This is a genomic window from Bradyrhizobium sp. IC3123 (genome assembly GCF_020193625.1).
Taxonomy (GTDB): domain Bacteria; phylum Pseudomonadota; class Alphaproteobacteria; order Rhizobiales; family Xanthobacteraceae; genus Bradyrhizobium; species Bradyrhizobium yuanmingense.
Genome location: NZ_JADYVF010000005.1, coordinates 388,967 through 405,468 on the forward strand (window position 1 = coordinate 388,967; position 16,502 = coordinate 405,468).

Sequence of the window (16,502 nt, forward strand, 5' to 3'; positions counted from 1 at the left end):
TCCTACTCGGCGGCCTGCGCTTGCGCGCCGTAGGCCTCGGACATCATGTAGCCGGACAGCACGCCATAGGCGTCGGTCCAGGCTGCGGCGAGTTCAGGCGTCCAGGCTTCGCCAAGGCCCTTCTCGAGGGTCCACAGCAAGGTGGCGCCGACCACGGGGTAGTGCTCGGCCTTGGCGCCATAATCGACGTGACGCTTGGCGAGCGCGGAGGCCGCGGGAAGAATCGATTCCAGGTTCGACAAGCCGCCGACTACGGCGGCGAGCATGCCCATCAGCTTCTTGCGCTGCTCGGTCATGTCCTCGGGAAACATCGCGCGCACGGACGGCGCCACCTCGAACAGTCGGTCGTAGAACAGCACCGCGGCGGCTTCCGAAATCGGGGCGACCTTGGCGAAGCTCTGCTGAATGAGAGTAATCTGCTCGGGCGTCATAATGTTCTCCTGTCTGTTTCGGTCTGCCTTCGTCCGCGCCATTGCGGACAAAGTTCATGGATCAAACGTCATCAGAGAGACTTCTCCCCGCGTACGGGGAGAAGCGACATTCGCGCCAGTTTGTCGTGCTCACACACGCGCCTCGGCGAGGCTTGGCGCGCCTTCGCCCTGCGGGCTGCGACGCAGGTAGAACCACCAGGTCAGAGCGAGGCAGGAGGCGTAGAAGGCGAGATAGACCACGAGCGCGAGCTGCGGCCCGCCGGTCATGGCGATCGACTTGCCGAAGCCGCTCGGGATCAGATAGCCGCCGACGGCACCGACCGCGCCGATGAAGCCGACCGCCGCGCCGCTCTCGATGCTCGCGGTCTTCAGGGCAGCGCTGCGTGCCGCATCGCCCTTGCCGCGCACCTTGAACAGGTTCTCCTCGCGGAAGATCGAGGGGATCATGCGGTAGGTCGAGCCGTTGCCGATGCCCGTCGTCACGAACAGGATCAGGAACATCGACAGGAAGCCGATGAAATCCTTGTGTCCGACGAAATAGAGCGCGCCGACCGTGGCGCCCGCCATCACGATGAAATTCCAGAACGTGATGATGGAGCCGCCGACCCGGTCTGCGAGCCAGCCGCCGAGCGGACGCGACAGCGAGCCGACCAGCGGGCCGAGGAAGGCGATCGAGATCGTCACGGTGGGGAACTGCGTCTTGAGCAGCAGCGGAAACGCCGCCGAATAGCCGATGAAGGACCCGAACGTGCCGATATAAAGATACGCCATGATCCAGGTGTGCTTGCGCTTGACGATCGCGAGCTGGTTCTTCACCGACGATTTCGCCGTAGTGAGGTTGTTCATGAAGAACACCGCGCCGAACACCGCGATGCCGATCGGCAGCACCCACATCAGGCCGGCATTCTGCAGGAAGATGCCGTCGACGGGCGTCGCCTGATACAGGTTGAAGACGGCGAGCGTCATCAGGATCGGGGTCAGGAGCTGCACGCTGGAGACACCGATATTGCCGCCGGCCGCGTTGAGGCCGAGCGCCCATCCCTTCATCCGGTCGGGAAAGAAGAAGGAGATGTTGGTCATGCTGGAGGCGAAATTGCCGCCGCCGAGACCCGCGGTCGAGGCGACCAGCAGCATGAGCCAGAACGGCGTGTCGGGCTGGCTGACGAAATAGGCGAGCGACAAGGTCGGGATGAACAGGATCGCCGCGCTGAAGATGGTCCAGTTGCGGCCGCCGAACGTCGTCACCGCGAAAGTGTAGGGAAAGCGCATGAAGGCGCCGATCAGGCCCGGCACGGCGACGAGCTGGAACAGCTGGTCGGTGGTGTAGTGGAAGCCGGCCTGCGGCAGCTTGGTGGTGACGATGCTCCAGATCAGCCAGACCGAGAAGCCGATATGTTCGGCGACGATGGACCAGATCAGATTGCGCCGCGCGATCGACTTGCCGGTATTGTTCCAGAACGCCTCATCCTCGGGGCGCCAGTCTGAAATCCAGCTGGAGTTCAGGGTCGGATTCTTCGTCATTGCGTATCCCTTCCAGGCTCACCGCTGCGTCGTTGCAGGCTCTGCCTCCGGTCACGGAGGCGCGCTCCGAGGCTTCACCCCGGTGGCGAGATCACGATGCTGATTGATGATGTTGAGGGACGTCGTCGTTGGCGTCGCGCAAAGACGTTTCAATTTCCGTGCCAGTTGCGCGCACGCAGGAAACACAGGGATTTCAGGATGTTATTCGTATTGCCCGAATCGTTTGCAGGGCTTTTCCGCACGCAAAATTTGCGTTTCGCTCAATCCCTGTGCGACGCACAAGGATTGAGCTTGATGTCGATTAATTAAGCGCGGGCGTATCCCGCGTGAACGCGTGACTTACGCGGCTTCGACGAAGCGATGACGCTCGTAGAGGAATTCGAGCACGCGCTGGCGGCACTTCAGATAAGTGGCGTTGGTCGCGAGGTCGAGCCGCTTGCGCGGCCGCGCCAGCGGCACCTCCAGCACCTCACCGATGCGCGCGCTCGGCCCGTTGGTCATCATCACGATGCGGTCGGACAACAGCACGGCCTCGTCGACGTCGTGGGTGATCATCAGGATGGTGTTGCCGAGCTTCTGATGCAGCGCCATCACCGAGTCCTGCAAGTGGGCGCGGGTCAGCGCGTCGAGCGCGCCGAACGGCTCGTCGAGCAGCAGCACCTTCGGCTCCATGGCCAGCGCCCGCGCGATGCCGACGCGCTGCTTCATGCCGCCGGAGATCTCCGATGGACGCTTGTCCCTGGCATGGGCCATCTGCACGAGGTTGAGATTGTGCATCACCCAGGCGTCGCGCTCGGCACGGGACTTGGTCTTGGCGAAGACCTTGTCGACGCCAAGCCTGACGTTTTCGTAGACGGTCAGCCACGGCAGCAGGCTGTGGTTCTGGAACACCACGGCACGATCGGGCCCTGGCGAGTTCACCTCGCGGTTTTCCAGCAGCACGCCCCCCATCGTGGCGCCGGTCAGCCCTGCGATGATGTTGAGCAGGGTCGACTTGCCGCAGCCGGAATGGCCGATGATCGAGACGTATTCGCCTTTCTCGATCGTCAGATTGATGTCCTTGAGCACCTCCGTGGTGGCGGTGCCGCGGGTGAAGACCTTGTCGATGTGGTCGAGTTTCAGGTAGGCGGTCATGTCCCCTCTCCTCAGTTCTGCGCGGTGCCGCGGGTGACGACCTTGCCGAGCCCCGCGATCAGGCGGTCAAGCACGAAGCCGATGATGCCGACATAGAACAGCGCCAGGATGATCTCGCTGATATGCGAGGAGTTCCAGGCGTCCCAGATGAAGAAGCCGATGCCGACGCCGCCGATCAGCATTTCGGCGGCGACGATCGCGAGCCACGACAGGCCGATGCCGATGCGCAGGCCCGTGAAGATGTAGGGCGCCGCCGCCGGGATCATGATCTTGGCGAAGAATTCCAGCGGATTGAGCTGCACCACCGCGGCGACGTTGCGATAGTCCTGCGGGATGTTGCGGATGCCGACCGCGGTGTTGATGATGATCGGCCAGATCGAGGTGATGAAGATGACGAAGATCGCGCTAGGCTGGCCGTCGCGGAAGGCCGCGAGCGAGAGCGGCAGCCAAGCCAGCGGCGGAATCGTGCGCAGCACCTGGAACAGCGGATCGAGCCCGCGCATCGCCCAGACCGACTGCCCGACCAGCACGCCGAGCGCGATGCCGGCGATGGCCGAGAGCGAATAGCCGAAGGCGACGCGCTGGAGACTGGCGGACAGATGCCAGAACAGGCCCTTGTCGATGCCGCCACGGTCGAAGAACGGATCGAAGATCAGCTCCTTGGTATCCGCAAACACTTTTGAGGGCGGCGGCAGCGCCGAGCCGGCTCTGCGGCAGACCAGCTCCCACACCAGCGTCAGCAGAGCGATCACGACCAGCGGCGGGATCACGCGCACGGCGGTCTCGCGTGCCATGCGTGCGTAAGCCTCAGTACGCGGGGGACGCTTCGGCGTCAGCGTGACGACCGGCGCAATCGTTGCGGCAGGCGTCGCGGTCTCAACCTCGATCTTCGTGGCAGTCATGTTCATCGCTATCTCTCTCCGGCGTGGCAGGGACGATGCGGCCGCCCCTAAAGGCGGCCGCAGGGCTCCATCAGACTTCGACGCGCTTGATCGCGAGCGACTTCAGATAGGCGGCCGGATTTTCGGGGTCGAACACCTTGCCGTCGAAGAAGGTCTCCTTTCCGCGCGAGGTGGTGGCCGGAATGTGGGCGGCCGCGACGCCGAGGGTCTTGGCCGCATCGCGCCACATGTCCTCGCGGTTGACCTTGGCAATCAGCGCCTTGGTATCGAAGTTCGGCTCATACTTGCCCCAGCGGATGTCCTCGGTGAGGAACCAGAGATCGTGGCTCTGGAACGGATAGGAGGCATGATCGCGCCAGTACTTCATGACGTGCGGCGAGTTCTCGACCACCTTGCCGGGGATGCCATAGTCGAACTTGCCGGCGGTGCGATCGTAGACGTCCTCGACCGGGCAGTTGATCCACTGCCGCTTGGCCATGATGGCGGCCAGCTCCTGCTTGTTTTCCGCCTTGTCGGCCCATTGCTGGGCTTCCAGCACGGCCATCAGGATCGCCTTGCTGGCCTTCGGGTATTTGTCGACGAAGGCCGCGCGCATGCCGAAGGACTTCTCCGGATGCTTATTCCAGATCTCGCCGGTGTTGACGGCGGTGTAGCCGATGCCTTGGTGGATGAGCTGGAGATTCCAGGGCTCGCCGACGCAGAAGCAGTCCATGGTGCCGACCTTCATATTCGCCACCATCTGCGGCGGCGGCACCACGATGGTCTCGATGTCCTTGTCGGGATCGATGCCGCCGGCGGCGAGCCAGTAGCGGATCCACAGATCGTGGGTACCGCCGGGGAAGGTCATCGCAGCCTTCACGGCCTTGCCGGACGCCTTCTTCTTCTCAAGCGCCGCCTTGAACGGCGCCGCATCGGTGCCGAGCTTGAGGTCGGCATATTCCTTGGCGACCGAGATGCACTGCGCATCGAGATTGAGTCGCGCCAGGATGTACATCGGCGTCGGCTGGTTGTTCTGCGTCACCTTGCCGGCCGAGATCAGGTACGGCATCGGGGTGAGGATGTGCGCGCCGTCGATGCCGTTGCCTTCGGAGCCGAGCACGAGGTTGTCGCGCGTGGTGCCCCAGGACGCCTGCTTCTGCACGTCGGTGTCAGGCACGCCGTGCTTGGCGAACAGGCCCTTGTCCTTGGCGACGAACAGCGGGCCGGCATCGGAGAGCGCAATGAAACCGAGCTTGGCTCCCTTGACCTCGGGGCCTGCGTCCTGCGCGAAGGCGCCGGCGGGGAAATTCAGCTTGGCGGCGGCGAGCAGTGCGGCGGTCGAGCCGGTGGCTTTCAACAATTGACGGCGGCTGAGGCCAGTCTCGGAGGGCCGGCGAATGCGCTTGGTCATAGGTCGTGTCGTCCTTTTGCGTCGTTGCGGAATGATTGCGTCAGTGCGCACGAGCAGCCCGTCCGTCCGTGACGCCAGAAAAAGGCGCATGCGAACGCGCGACGGGGAGACCCCGTTTGGGTGCGTCAGCAATTCGGATGAGAAGTCTCGCGGGACGGCTTCAATGGCGTCGGCTTGGAACTATTCAAGCTTCATGCCAAGCCCGCCACCGCCAAAAATGATGGATAATCAGATGCTTGGTAATTCCGCGCCTGACTAACGCAGCCCTGTTCCGCACGCGAAATTTGCGGTCTGCTCAATCCTTGTGCGCCGCACAAACGTTGTGCAGTCGCTCAAGCAAGAGGCGGCGCAGTTCTGCCAATCATCCCCCTGCAGCTGACATCTAGCTGAATTTGCTACCTTTTTCGATCGACGCGCCACGGCACACAAATTGCTTCTAAGGTTGCGTCAACGACGACTGCGGCTTGGCCGCATTGATGCAGCCTCTGGCGGCTGCATCCCGGAAGCTCACCTGCTTCGCGGTCTCCGGCTTCAGAGTCCTCGTGACGCGATTCCCAAGGCTTCCAAACTTTCCATAGCCCTCGTGCGCGGCAGGCTGCCCGCACGGCCGATGACGTTCAGCCGCGCCCTCGTCGGGGGCGTGTCGATCTCACTTACGAAGCAAAGGAACCATTGATGTCGTATCTCGCGCCTTCGGAATTCGTCACCAAGATGGTGGATGCGGGCGAGTCCAAGATCTTCATGTCCACCCGGGATACCATTATCCGCGCCTACATGGCCGGCGCGATCCTGGCCCTCGCAGCCTGGTTTGCCGTCACGATCACCGTGAACACCGGCCAGCCGCTGGTCGGCGCGCTCTTGTTCCCGGTCGGCTTCGTCATGCTCTATCTCCTGGGCTTCGACCTCCTGACCGGCGTGTTCGTGCTCTCGCCGCTCGCGCTGATCGACAAGCGCCCGGGCGTTACGCTCAACGGCGTGCTGCGCAATTGGGGTCTCGTCTTCGTCGGCAATTTCGCCGGCGCCTTCACCGTCGCCTTCATGATGGCCTTCGTCACGACCTTCGGCTTCACGCAGGCACCCGACAAGGTCGGCGCCGCCATCGGCAATATTGGCGAGGGCCGAACCCTTGGCTATGCCGCGCACGGTGCGGCCGGCATGGCGACGCTGTTCCTGCGCGGCATGCTCTGCAACTGGATGGTCTCGACCGGCGTCGTCGGCGCCATGATCTCGACTTCCGTCCCCGGCAAGGTCATCGCGATGTGGATGCCGATCCTGGTGTTCTTCTACATGGTGTTCGAGCATTCCGTCGTGAACATGTTCCTGTTCCCGTCGGGCCTGCTGCTCGGCGCGAAGTTCTCGATCATGGATTATCTGATCTGGAACGAGATCCCGACCGTGCTCGGCAACCTCGTCGGCGGCCTCGCCTTCACCGGCATGACCCTCTATGCCACCCACGTCATGACCCTGCCGAAGCGACAGGCGGAGAAGCCCGCGAAGCCCCGCGTCGCGGCCTGATCGAATAGGTATCGACAGGGGAGCCTCGCCCAAGCACGGTGAGGCTCCCCTCTCCCGGTGATGACGATGCCCCGCGGACTCCAGATCTCGGTCGGCCAGCATTCCGACAAGGGTCGCAAGCCCATCAACCAGGACTTTCACGGCGTCCTGATTCCGGAAGAGCCGCTGCTCAGCCTGAAGGGCATCGCGGCCGTTCTCGCCGACGGAATTTCCTCGAGCACGGTAAGCCAGATCGCCAGCGAGTCGGCGGTCAAGAGCTTCCTGATGGACTATTACTGCACGTCGGAGTCGTGGACGGTGAAGACCTCCGCCCGCCGTGTGCTGGAGGCGACCAATTCCTGGCTGCATGCGCAGACGCGCAAGAGCCAATATGCCTATGACCGCGACAAGGGCTATGTCTGCACGCTCAGCGCCATGGTCATCAAGGCAACCACCGCGCACATCTTCCATGTCGGCGATTGCCGCGTCTATCGCGTCGCCGGCAAGGCGCTGGAGCAACTGACCGACGATCACCGCATCATCGTCTCGTCCGAGCAGACCTATCTCGGCCGCGCGCTCGGCATCAATCCGCAGCTCGAGATCGACTATCAGGCGATCGAAATCGAGGCCGGCGACACCTTCCTGCTGGCAACCGACGGTGCGTACGAGTTCGTCGATGCGCGTTTCGTCACGAGTGCAATCGACGAGCACGCAGCCGAGCTGGACGGGGCGGCGAAGGCGATCGTGGAGGAAGCCTATCGGCGCGGCAGCGACGACAACATCACCGTGCAGATCCTGCGGATCGATGCGGTGCCGCAGCGCGATCCGGCCGGCATCTTCAATCAGAGCTCGGAATTGCCGCTGCCGACGCTGCCGGAGCCGCGGGCGATCTTCGACGGCTACCGGATCGTCCGCGAGATCCACGGCAGCAGCCGCAGCCATATCTACCTCGCCGTCGACACCGAGACCGAGCAGCCGGTCGCGCTCAAGCTGCCGTCGGTCGACCTACGCGACAACGCCGCCTATCTCAAGCGCTTCTTGATGGAAGAATGGATCGCACGCCGGATCGACAGCCCGCATGTGCTCAAGCCGCTGTCGCAGTCGCGGCGACGCGGCTATCTCTACGTCGCGACCGAGTTCGTCGAGGGGCAGACCTTGAAGCAGTGGATGACCGACAATCCGCGGCCCGATCTCGAAACCGTGCGCGGCCTCATCGAGCAGATCGCCGCAGGCCTGCGCGCCTTCCATCGCATGGAGATGCTGCATCAAGACCTCAGGCCCGACAACATCCTGATCGACAAGACCGGCACCGCCAAGATCATCGACTTCGGATCGGTCAGGGTCGCCGGCGTGGCCGAGGCGGCGCCGCCAGGGGAGGCCGACGAAATCCTGGGCACCGTCCAGTACACGGCGCCGGAATATTTCCTGGGGCAAGGCGGCTCGCCGCGCTCCGACATGTTTTCTCTGGCCGTGATCTGCTACCAGATGCTGACGGGAAAGCTGCCCTACGGCACCCAAATCGCCAAAATCCGGCGCAAGGCGGATGTGCGAAAGCTTAAATATCGCGCCGCCGACGATGACCGCAACGTTCCCGCCTGGGTCGACGGCGCGCTCCGGCGCGCGCTCCATCCCGATCCCTACAAGCGGCACGAGGATCTCTCGGAATTCATCTTCGAGCTTCGCACGCCCAACCCGGCCTATCTCGACACGCGCATCACACCGCTCCTGGAGCGCAGCCCGCTGATGTTCTGGAAGCTGACAACGGCGGCGCTCGCCTGCGCCGTCGTCGTGCTGCTGGCCTTGCTGCATGCGCGCTGATCGAGATTGCCGCTCGCCACATGATTAATAGCGAGCGGCGCAGCCAGCCCGCCTGCGCTTCTGCTCTGGCAAGCCTCAAACGGGGGCCGCGATCTCGGCGACGAAGTCGCGATAGGAGCGCAAGGGACGACCCAGCATGCCGGTCAGACGCTCGACGTCGCCGGGCTCAGGGATCATTCCCTCGGTGAGGAAACGCTCGCCCATCACCCGCATGTCGAAAGCCATCCAGGGCGGCATGAACTGCCTGAGGTTCTTCTCGAACCCCGCGGTGTCGTCTCCGCCGTAGGCGATCGCGCGGCCGAGCACCTCCGACCAGATCGCGGCGGCCTTCGCGCCAGTGAGTGTCTCAGGGCCAACAAGATTGATGCGTTCGAGCGGAAGCGGCGCTGCGGATGTCTCGCGGCGGATCAGTTCGATCGCAGCGATCTCGCCGATGTCGCGCGCGTCGATCATCGCAAGCCCCTTGCTGCCGATCGGCATCGGGTAGACGCCATATCCGGTCACGGCATCCTTGATCATGAGCTCGTTGTTCATGAAATAGGCGGGCCGCAGGATGGTCGCCTTGAAGCCCATCTGCTCGATCATGCGCTCGACCCCGAACTTGCCGGCGAAGTGCGGCACATTCACGTAGAGGTCGCTGTGAATGACCGACAGATAGACGAACCGCTCGATGCCGGCCTCGCGGGCAAGGTTGAGCGCAGTCAGCGCCTGAGTGAATTCGTCCGGCACCACGGCGTTGAGCAGGAACAGCGTCGAGACGCCCGAAAACGCAGCGCGCACGGAATCGACGTCCAGCAAGTCGCCCTGGGCGACGGCGACACCTGCCGGAAGGTTGGCCTTCTCGGGATTTCGGACGAGTGCGCGCACATCGGCGCCGCGCTTGACGAGTTGCTCGACGACGTTGCGGCCGATGGTGCCGGTGGCGCCGGTAACGAGGATGGTCATGGGATCACTCCGGTTGGGTATTGGAAGACACCCGGAAACTAATGATCCACATGCGAGCCGATAGGCGTTATATTTGGACAGACCGTCTCATTGGTGGAACAGATGGATTTGCTTGCGCTCGCCGATTTCAATCTCGTCGCCCGTCACGGAGGGTTCGGAAAGGCCGCGCGAGCAGCGGGGCGTCCGAAAGCGACCTTGTCTCGACGTGTGTCCGAACTGGAGAGCAGTCTTGATCTGCGTCTGTTCGAGCGCGGCGGGCGCACGCTCAAGCTCACCCAGGAAGGGCGCGCGCTCTATGAGCGGACGGGCGCACTCCTCACCGAGCTCGACGAGACCGCGGCCGCGATCGCCTCGGGCGGGGACAAGCCAAAGGGCAGGTTGCGGATCAGCGCACCCCTGCTCTTCTCGCAAACCGCGATGGGCCGTCTCGCGGCCGGCTTCGCCCTTCGGCATCCGCAAGTCCGGCTCGAAGTCACGACCGATGACCGCTACGTCGACATGATCGAGGAAGGCTTTGATCTCGTGATCCGGGTCAATCCCGATCCGGATGAAAGCCTGGTCGGCCGCATCTTTTTGCGCGACCGAATGCTGGTCGTCGCCAGCCCCGCTCTGAAGCACCCGAGAGGAAACCTCGCCGTTCCGGCCATCTTGCGCGGCGATGACAAAGCTGCGGTTTGGGACATCAGACGGCCAAGCGGCCCATCGCGCATCGCGATCGATCCCGTGCTTCGACTGTCATCCCTGATGATGGTTCGCGATGCCGTGAGAGCCGGTATCGGCGCCGCGAGGCTGCCGCTGTCGCTCGTCAGCCACGATCTTGCCGCCGGCACGCTCGTTCGCTGGGGCGACGTCGAGGGAGCCGACATCGCCCTATGGACGCTCTATCCCTCGCGGCGATTGCTCAGTGCGCGCGTCTCCGCTTTCCTCGATCATCTGAAAGACGCCTTTCCAAAGGGTACGCCCGACGAGTTGGCAGCCTATATCGGGGGATGACTGAGATTTCGCATCCTCACGCCGGCTCGGTCGCCTTCATCCCGAGCGGCTTCGGTGCCATGCCGCCGCCCGGCTTGAGGTGGAATTCGTAAGTCATCAAATGCCACCGCCCGTTCGCCGTGGTGCCGTCGGGCATCTCAAGGTCGTTGCGCGGCTCGACCTTGGCGACGAGGTCGTCCTTCACGCCGAACACCACGTCGGAGTCGAGATATTTGTCACCGTCCATGAAGACGTGCGTGATCAGCGGCTCATAGCCTCTGGCATTGACCAGGAAGTGCACATGCGCCGGGCGCATCGGGTGGCGGCCGGTCTGCACGATCATCTCGCCGACCGGACCATCGGTCGGGATCGGATAGCTGCACGGCAGGATGGTGCGGAAGAAGAAGCGGCCATCGTCATCGGTGATGAAGCGCGCCCGCGCCGAGGCGCCGACCTCATCGTAGTTCGGCTTCTGGGAATCGTAGAAGCCGTCGTCATCGGCGTGCCAGACGTCGACGGGAACGCCGGCGAGCGGCTTGCCCTCGAGGTCGGTGACGCGGCTCTGCACGAACATCCGCTCGCCGGTCTGGTTGTTCGGCGAGATGTCGGTGCCGTGCGCAGTCACCTTGTGCTCGCCGACATAGAACGGGCCGAGCACTGTGGTCTCCGTGGCACCGTCGCGATCCCTGTGATTGACGGCGTCGACCAACATGGAGACGCCGAGCACGTCGGACAAGAGGATGAATTCCTGGCGGGTGTCGGTGCATTTCTGCCCGGTCCGGGTCAGGAAATCGATGGCATATTCCCATTCCGCGAAGGTGAGACCGGTCTTGCTCACGTAATCGTGCAGCGACCTCACCAATTCCTGCAGCAGAAATTTCGCGCGCGTGTCGGGCGTGTGGTCGAAGCTCCTGACGACGGCTTCGGTGAGTTCGGTCTCGGTGAACTGAGTCATCGTGCGTTTGCCCTCGCGTTCTTCTCGTTGGCCCCGGCGGGCTCCTTGCGTTCCGAGCCCGAGTCTACACCAGCCGGCCCGGCCTCGTTAAGCGCAACCGGCTTGGAATGCGGCCGTCATTTCGGTATTAACTTTCCGACAAAACGCCCCGGAGGAACTGATGCTCGCCCCCACCCCCGCTTCGCCCGAATCCGTCGGCATGTCCAAGGCCGCGCTCGACCGCGTCGATGCGCATCTCAAGCGCCGGTACATCGATGCCGGGCGTTTCCCGGGCACGCATCTCCTGGTCTACCGCCGCGGCAAGGTCGCGCACAGCTCGGTGCAGGGCTTTGCCGATGTCGAGCGCAAGGTGCCGGTGAAGGACGATACGATCTATCGCATCTATTCCATGACCAAGCCGCTCACCAGCGTCGCCTTCATGATGCTGGTCGAGGAAGGCCTCGTCGCCATCGACGAGCCCGTCGCGAAATATATTCCGGAGTGGAAGGACCTCGGCGTGTTCGTCGCCGGCACCTATCCGGCGTTCCTGACCCGGCCGCCGTCGCGGCCGATGCTGATCGTCGACCTCTTGCGCCACACCTCCGGCCTAACCTATGGCTTCCAGCAACGCTCCAACGTCGATGCCGCCTACCGCAGTGAAAAGATCGGCGAGGTCGAAAAATCAGGCACACTCCAGACCATGGTCGAGGGCCTGGCCAAGATCCCGCTGGAGTTTTCGCCGGGCGAGTCCTGGAATTACTCCGTTGCGACCGACGTGATCGGCTATCTCGTCGGCAAGATCTCCGGCATGCCGTTCGAGCAGTTCCTGAAACAGCGCATCCTCGATCCACTCGGCATGACCGACACCGACTTCCACGTCCCGGCCTCGAAGGCGCATCGCTTCGCCGCCTGCTATTCCGCCGATCCCGGCGGCGGCATGACCTTCCATGCGGGCCAGCGCCGCGAGGGGCTGACGCTCCAGGACGACCCGGCAACGAGCTCGTTCCTGTCGCCGCCCTCGTTCATCTCCGGCGGCGGCGGGCTGTGCTCGACCGTTGCCGACTATCTGACCTTCTGCCGTGCGCTGCTCAATGGCGGCGAGCTCGGCGGCGTCAGGCTGATCGGGCCGAAGACGCTGGCGCTGATGACCACCAACCACATTCCGGGCGGCCGTGCGCTGCCGGACGTCTCGCGCTCGCTGTTCTCGGAAGCGACCTATAACGGCATCGGCTTCGGTCTCGGCTTCGCCGTGACCATGCGCCCGGCCGAGACATTGATCGCCGGCAGCCCCGGCGAATACAATTGGGGCGGCGCCGCCACGACCTCGTTCTGGATCGATCCGGCCGAGGACCTGATCGCGATCTTCATGACGCAAGTGCTGCCGTCGAGCGCCTATCCGATCCGCCGCGAGCTGCGCAGCATGATCTACGCCGCGATCACTGAAAGCAATCTGTAGCCCACCGCGACGAACCCGCGGCCGTCGGCCGCGGCAGCACGATCGCATATGACTCGCTGCGGCGGCCTGCGAGCACGCCTCGTCCTTCGAGACGGCGCTTACGCGCCTCCTCAGGATGAGGCTAATCGGCGTCAGTGCCCGTTTCGACTGCTGCCGCACACTTCGTCCTCATCCTGAGGAGCCCGCCTAAAGCGGGCGTCTCGAAGGATGGCCACGGGGAAAATCCCTCAGATGCGATAGCCCTGCCCGGCTGCGGGGTCCTCCTATCAGGCGGTCACTTGAGCATTTCCGGCACGATCAGGCGCGGCAGGAACAGCGACACGCTGGGCCAAATGATCACCGCCGCCAGCACGAGTAGCATCGGGATCAGCATGATGACCGTGTCCTTCAGGGCATAGCGCAGCCGCACGCCCGCGATCGAACAGGCGATCATCAGACAGAGGCCGTAGGGCGGCGTCACCAATCCGAAGGCCAGCGAGACGATGGAGATGATCGCGAACTGGACCGGATGCAGATCGACGGACCTGGCGAGCGGCTCCAGCACGGTGCCGACGATGATGATCGCGGGGATGGCGTCGAGAAAGCAGCCCACCACCAGAAAGCAGAAGGCGATGAAGAAGCCGGCCGCGACGGGACCCATGCCCCATGTCGAAACGTTCGCCAGCAGTTCTTGCGGGATCTTGTAATAGGCCAGCAGCCAGCCGAACGCACTGGCGGTGCCGACGCAGAACAGCGCTACGCCGGCGAGGCGCCCAGTGTCGAGCAAGGCTCTGTACAATTCGCGGATTCCCGTCTCGCGGTAGAAGAACGCCGAGAGCACGACGGAATAGAGCACGGCAACGCAGGCGGATTCCGTCGCGGTGAACCAGCCGAGCAGAATGCCGCCGACGATGATGAACGGCGTCATCAGCGCCGGTATCGACCGCCAGATGGCGCATCGCATGTCGACCCAGGTCGACTTCGGATAGGTCGGGTAGCCGCGGCGCACCGCATAGACGTGCACCGTCGCCATCTGCGCGCCCGCGATCAGCAGCCCGGGCACGATACCGGCCAGATACATCGCCGCTATCGAGGTCGAGATCAGACCGCCCCACACGATCATCAGGATCGAGGGCGGAATGACGACCGCAAGAACCGCGGAGGCCGCCGTGATGGCAATGGAAAACGAGAGATCGTAGCCCTCCTTGGTCTGCGCATCGATGAAGATCTTCGATTGGCTCGCCGCATCCGCAGTGGAGGAGCCGGAGATGCCGGCAAAGAACACCGACAGCACGACGTTGATCTGCGCCAGCGACCCCGGCCAGTGCCCGACCATCGAGCGCGACAGCGCCACCAGGCGATCCGTGATACCGCCTATACTCATCAGGTTCGCCGTCAACAGAAAGAACGGCACCGCGAGCAGGATGAACGAGTTGTATGCGTTGAAAGTCTCCTGCGCGAGCGTCATCAGCGACAGGCGCGGCTCGATCAGAAGGATCGGCACGCAGGCAAGACCCAGCGCGAAGGCGACCGGCACCCGCACGATCAGCAGGCCGACGAAGACCCCGAACAGCACCATGGCGGCCTGTCCGGCAGAAAGTACGGTGCCGTTCATTGCTGTGCCCCGACCAGAACGCGCAGTTCATCGAGCATCTGTTCGCCCGCAAACACAATCCATGTCACGCCGGCCACCGGCCAGGCGACGTGGATCAGCCAGAGCGGCAGATCGGCCAGCTCCGACGTCCTGTTCCAGGCGAAGCGTGTGAATTCGATGCCGGCCGACACGAACACGAGGGCCAGTGCCAGCACGCCGAGCCGCGCGAGGATCCGCACTGCGGCCTCCGACCGCCGCGACAAATCGGGCCACACGTCGACCTCGAAATGCTGAGCCTCGCGGATGCCGACCATGGCGCCGATCATGATCGTCCAGATGAACAGGAATCGCGCCATCTCCTCGGTCCAGATGTAGGAGGGAATGAACGGCGTGTAGCGCGAGACGATCTGCAATGTGACGGGGATGACCAGGATGCCGACGCAGGCGGCAAGCAGGAATTCCAACAATTTCGCATAGGCCGCGGTGACGCGACGCCACAGCGACGGTGTGGACGGGACGTGCATTTCGGACATTGGAGCTCCGTACGGCGCTCATCCGCCATGTCCGGGCAGGAAGCGGGGCCTGCCCGGAATGCTGTCGGCGGACAGGGCGGCCTCAGACGACGTTGATCTTCTCGAAAATGCCCTCCGCGCCGATCTCCTTGGCGTAGGTGGCCATCACGGGGTCGGCGAGCTTCTTCATGGCGTCCCGCTCCTCGAACGGAACGCGCTTGAGCTTGCCGGCCTTCTCCAGCGTGTCGAGCTTGACGACCTCCTCGCTCGACTCGAGCTGGCGGCCGTAATCGCCGGCCTCCTTGCCCGCTTTCATGATCGCGTCCTGCAGATCCTTCGGCAGGGTCTTCAGCGTCTTGACGGAAAAGCAGATCGGCCGGATCGACACGGCGTGCTGGGTCAGGTTGAGATGCGGCGCCACTTCATAGAACTTCATCGCCTCGACGCCGGCCGCTTCGTTCTCGCCGGCTGATATCACCCCGTTCTGGATCGCGTTGTAGACTTCGTTATAGGCGATCACCGTGGGGCTCATGCCAACGGCCGCAAAGGTCTTCGACCAGATCGGCGCGCCCTGCACGCGCACCTTGAGGCCCTTGAGGTCGGCGAGGTTCTTGAGCGGCTTGTTGGCGAAGATGTTGCGGATGCCGCCGCCGGCATAACCGATCAGAACCACGTCCGCCTTGGCCGCGACCTCGTCGGCGACTGGCGCCAGGATATTGGCTTCGACCACCTTGTTCATGTGCTCGATGCCCTTGAACACGAAGGGCGCATCGATGAACGGGGCGGCCTTGGCGAAGGTCGACATGTGAGCCGGCGAGACGATGCCGTAATCGACTGCCTTGCCTTGCGACATGTACTCGAAATACTGCTTCTCGAGGCCGAGCGAGGAGTTCCTGTGCAGGGTGAAGTTGACGGGCTTGCCGTAATATTTCTTCACCAGCTCCTCGAACCGCAGCAGGGCCCGATTGAAGGCATGGTCGTCATTGAACTGCACGGCACCGTTCAGTGTGATCGGGGCTTGCGCCCTCAGGATCGACGGCATGCCGATGGTAGCTGCCGCAGTGGTTGCACCGATCCCAGCGAGAAATGACCTTCGCTTCATCGTCTCCCCTCCCTTTGATGCTCCGGCCCTGTCGCCGGGCCGTGAGCGCAGCCGTTATGCGGCTTGCGAGAGGCAAGCGTATGAAAAACCTCGGCGGGACGGAAGTCATTTCGCGTGGGCTGGAGCTACCCCTTCGTCGCAGGACTGCACGTAAACGCCTGCTGCACTGCAACTCGCCGCTTCGGTGTGCGGCGGAGGCGCGAGGTCTCCGGCGATCCCGGAGCGCCTGCGTTTGCCAAAGCTTGCCCGGCCCGTTCGGCTCGCCTCCTTGTTGCTGGAACGACGCTGCCGCTTTGATCCGCGGTCCCCGGCGCATAT

General features: G+C 63.6%; 14 protein-coding genes. 4 read left to right on the top strand and 10 right to left on the bottom strand.

Features of this window, described 5'->3' with window-relative positions:
- Positions 1 to 2: 2 nt before the first annotated feature.
- The 5 genes from I6F20_RS19340 to I6F20_RS19360 all read right to left on the bottom strand — a co-directional run bounded on the left by I6F20_RS19340 (position 3) and on the right by I6F20_RS19360 (position 5,378).
- A complete protein-coding gene (locus I6F20_RS19340) occupies positions 3 to 431 on the bottom strand; it encodes a globin family protein (protein WP_036004577.1) in 429 nt (142 codons plus the stop codon).
- 129 nt (positions 432 to 560) lie between these two features.
- Positions 561 to 1,952, bottom strand: a complete 1,392-nt coding sequence (locus tag I6F20_RS19345) for an MFS transporter (RefSeq protein ID WP_225127413.1) — start codon at positions 1,950 to 1,952, stop codon at positions 561 to 563.
- Between the two features lie 339 nt (positions 1,953 to 2,291).
- Positions 2,292 to 3,086, bottom strand: coding sequence for an ABC transporter ATP-binding protein (locus tag I6F20_RS19350; protein ID WP_036004558.1), 795 nt, complete (start codon positions 3,084 to 3,086; stop codon positions 2,292 to 2,294).
- Between the two features lie 11 nt (positions 3,087 to 3,097).
- A complete protein-coding gene (gene ntrB, locus I6F20_RS19355; RefSeq protein WP_074447510.1) occupies positions 3,098 to 3,994 on the bottom strand; it encodes a nitrate ABC transporter permease in 897 nt (298 codons plus the stop codon).
- A 64-nt stretch (positions 3,995 to 4,058) separates the two neighbouring features.
- Positions 4,059 to 5,378: a CmpA/NrtA family ABC transporter substrate-binding protein gene (locus I6F20_RS19360; protein ID WP_225127414.1), complete on the bottom strand. Its 1,320-nt coding sequence runs from the start codon at positions 5,376 to 5,378 to the stop codon at positions 4,059 to 4,061.
- 675 nt (positions 5,379 to 6,053) lie between these two features.
- Here I6F20_RS19360 and I6F20_RS19365 point away from each other — a divergent pair.
- Together I6F20_RS19365 and I6F20_RS19370 are read left to right on the top strand one after the other, a co-directional pair.
- The gene (locus tag I6F20_RS19365) at positions 6,054 to 6,893 is read left to right on the top strand and encodes a formate/nitrite transporter family protein (RefSeq protein WP_036004575.1); all 840 of its coding nucleotides are present in this window, start codon (positions 6,054 to 6,056) and stop codon (positions 6,891 to 6,893) included.
- Positions 6,894 to 6,953: 60 nt separating this feature from the next.
- The gene (locus I6F20_RS19370; RefSeq protein WP_225127416.1) at positions 6,954 to 8,690 is read left to right on the top strand and encodes a bifunctional protein-serine/threonine kinase/phosphatase; all 1,737 of its coding nucleotides are present in this window, start codon (positions 6,954 to 6,956) and stop codon (positions 8,688 to 8,690) included.
- 75 nt (positions 8,691 to 8,765) lie between these two features.
- Here the strand turns inward: I6F20_RS19370 and I6F20_RS19375 are convergent, their stop codons facing one another.
- Positions 8,766 to 9,635: an SDR family oxidoreductase gene (locus I6F20_RS19375; RefSeq protein WP_225127418.1), complete on the bottom strand. Its 870-nt coding sequence runs from the start codon at positions 9,633 to 9,635 to the stop codon at positions 8,766 to 8,768.
- A gap of 102 nt (positions 9,636 to 9,737) precedes the next feature.
- Here I6F20_RS19375 and I6F20_RS19380 point away from each other — a divergent pair, with 102 nt between their 5' ends.
- The gene (locus I6F20_RS19380) at positions 9,738 to 10,628 is read left to right on the top strand and encodes a LysR family transcriptional regulator (protein WP_225127420.1); all 891 of its coding nucleotides are present in this window, start codon (positions 9,738 to 9,740) and stop codon (positions 10,626 to 10,628) included.
- A gap of 16 nt (positions 10,629 to 10,644) precedes the next feature.
- On the opposite strand, the gene I6F20_RS19385 is transcribed toward I6F20_RS19380, so the two are convergent.
- Positions 10,645 to 11,562 carry a dioxygenase family protein gene (locus tag I6F20_RS19385; protein WP_225127421.1) on the bottom strand — a complete coding sequence of 306 codons (918 nt, stop codon included), beginning with the start codon at positions 11,560 to 11,562 and terminating at the stop codon, positions 10,645 to 10,647.
- Between the two features lie 160 nt (positions 11,563 to 11,722).
- On the opposite strand from I6F20_RS19385, the gene I6F20_RS19390 reads away from it, so the two are divergent.
- Positions 11,723 to 12,997 carry a serine hydrolase domain-containing protein gene (locus I6F20_RS19390; protein ID WP_225127423.1) on the top strand — a complete coding sequence of 425 codons (1,275 nt, stop codon included), beginning with the start codon at positions 11,723 to 11,725 and terminating at the stop codon, positions 12,995 to 12,997.
- A gap of 274 nt (positions 12,998 to 13,271) precedes the next feature.
- On the opposite strand, the gene I6F20_RS19395 is transcribed toward I6F20_RS19390, so the two are convergent.
- The 3 genes from I6F20_RS19395 to I6F20_RS19405 all read right to left on the bottom strand — a co-directional run bounded on the left by I6F20_RS19395 (position 13,272) and on the right by I6F20_RS19405 (position 16,184).
- Positions 13,272 to 14,591 carry a TRAP transporter large permease gene (locus tag I6F20_RS19395; protein ID WP_036004535.1) on the bottom strand — a complete coding sequence of 440 codons (1,320 nt, stop codon included), beginning with the start codon at positions 14,589 to 14,591 and terminating at the stop codon, positions 13,272 to 13,274.
- A complete protein-coding gene (locus I6F20_RS19400) occupies positions 14,588 to 15,103 on the bottom strand; it encodes a TRAP transporter small permease (RefSeq protein WP_057026775.1) in 516 nt (171 codons plus the stop codon). Before I6F20_RS19400 ends, I6F20_RS19395 begins: the two co-directional genes overlap by 4 nt.
- A gap of 82 nt (positions 15,104 to 15,185) precedes the next feature.
- Entirely contained in the window at positions 15,186 to 16,184 is a 999-nt protein-coding gene (locus tag I6F20_RS19405) for a TRAP transporter substrate-binding protein (RefSeq protein WP_225127425.1), read from the bottom strand.
- Positions 16,185 to 16,502: the final 318 nt, after the last annotated feature.

Coding starts and splice junctions, on each gene's coding strand:
- I6F20_RS19340 (WP_036004577.1), bottom strand. CDS start 431: ATGACGCCCGAGCAGATTACTCTCATTCAGCAGAGCTTCGCCAAGGTC.
- I6F20_RS19345 (WP_225127413.1), bottom strand. CDS start 1,952: ATGACGAAGAATCCGACCCTGAACTCCAGCTGGATTTCAGACTGGCGC.
- I6F20_RS19350 (WP_036004558.1), bottom strand. CDS start 3,086: ATGACCGCCTACCTGAAACTCGACCACATCGACAAGGTCTTCACCCGC.
- ntrB (WP_074447510.1), bottom strand. CDS start 3,994: ATGAACATGACTGCCACGAAGATCGAGGTTGAGACCGCGACGCCTGCC.
- I6F20_RS19360 (WP_225127414.1), bottom strand. CDS start 5,378: ATGACCAAGCGCATTCGCCGGCCCTCCGAGACTGGCCTCAGCCGCCGT.
- I6F20_RS19365 (WP_036004575.1), top strand. CDS start 6,054: ATGTCGTATCTCGCGCCTTCGGAATTCGTCACCAAGATGGTGGATGCG.
- I6F20_RS19370 (WP_225127416.1), top strand. CDS start 6,954: ATGACGATGCCCCGCGGACTCCAGATCTCGGTCGGCCAGCATTCCGAC.
- I6F20_RS19375 (WP_225127418.1), bottom strand. CDS start 9,635: ATGACCATCCTCGTTACCGGCGCCACCGGCACCATCGGCCGCAACGTC.
- I6F20_RS19380 (WP_225127420.1), top strand. CDS start 9,738: ATGGATTTGCTTGCGCTCGCCGATTTCAATCTCGTCGCCCGTCACGGA.
- I6F20_RS19385 (WP_225127421.1), bottom strand. CDS start 11,562: ATGACTCAGTTCACCGAGACCGAACTCACCGAAGCCGTCGTCAGGAGC.
- I6F20_RS19390 (WP_225127423.1), top strand. CDS start 11,723: ATGCTCGCCCCCACCCCCGCTTCGCCCGAATCCGTCGGCATGTCCAAG.
- I6F20_RS19395 (WP_036004535.1), bottom strand. CDS start 14,591: ATGAACGGCACCGTACTTTCTGCCGGACAGGCCGCCATGGTGCTGTTC.
- I6F20_RS19400 (WP_057026775.1), bottom strand. CDS start 15,103: ATGTCCGAAATGCACGTCCCGTCCACACCGTCGCTGTGGCGTCGCGTC.
- I6F20_RS19405 (WP_225127425.1), bottom strand. CDS start 16,184: ATGAAGCGAAGGTCATTTCTCGCTGGGATCGGTGCAACCACTGCGGCA.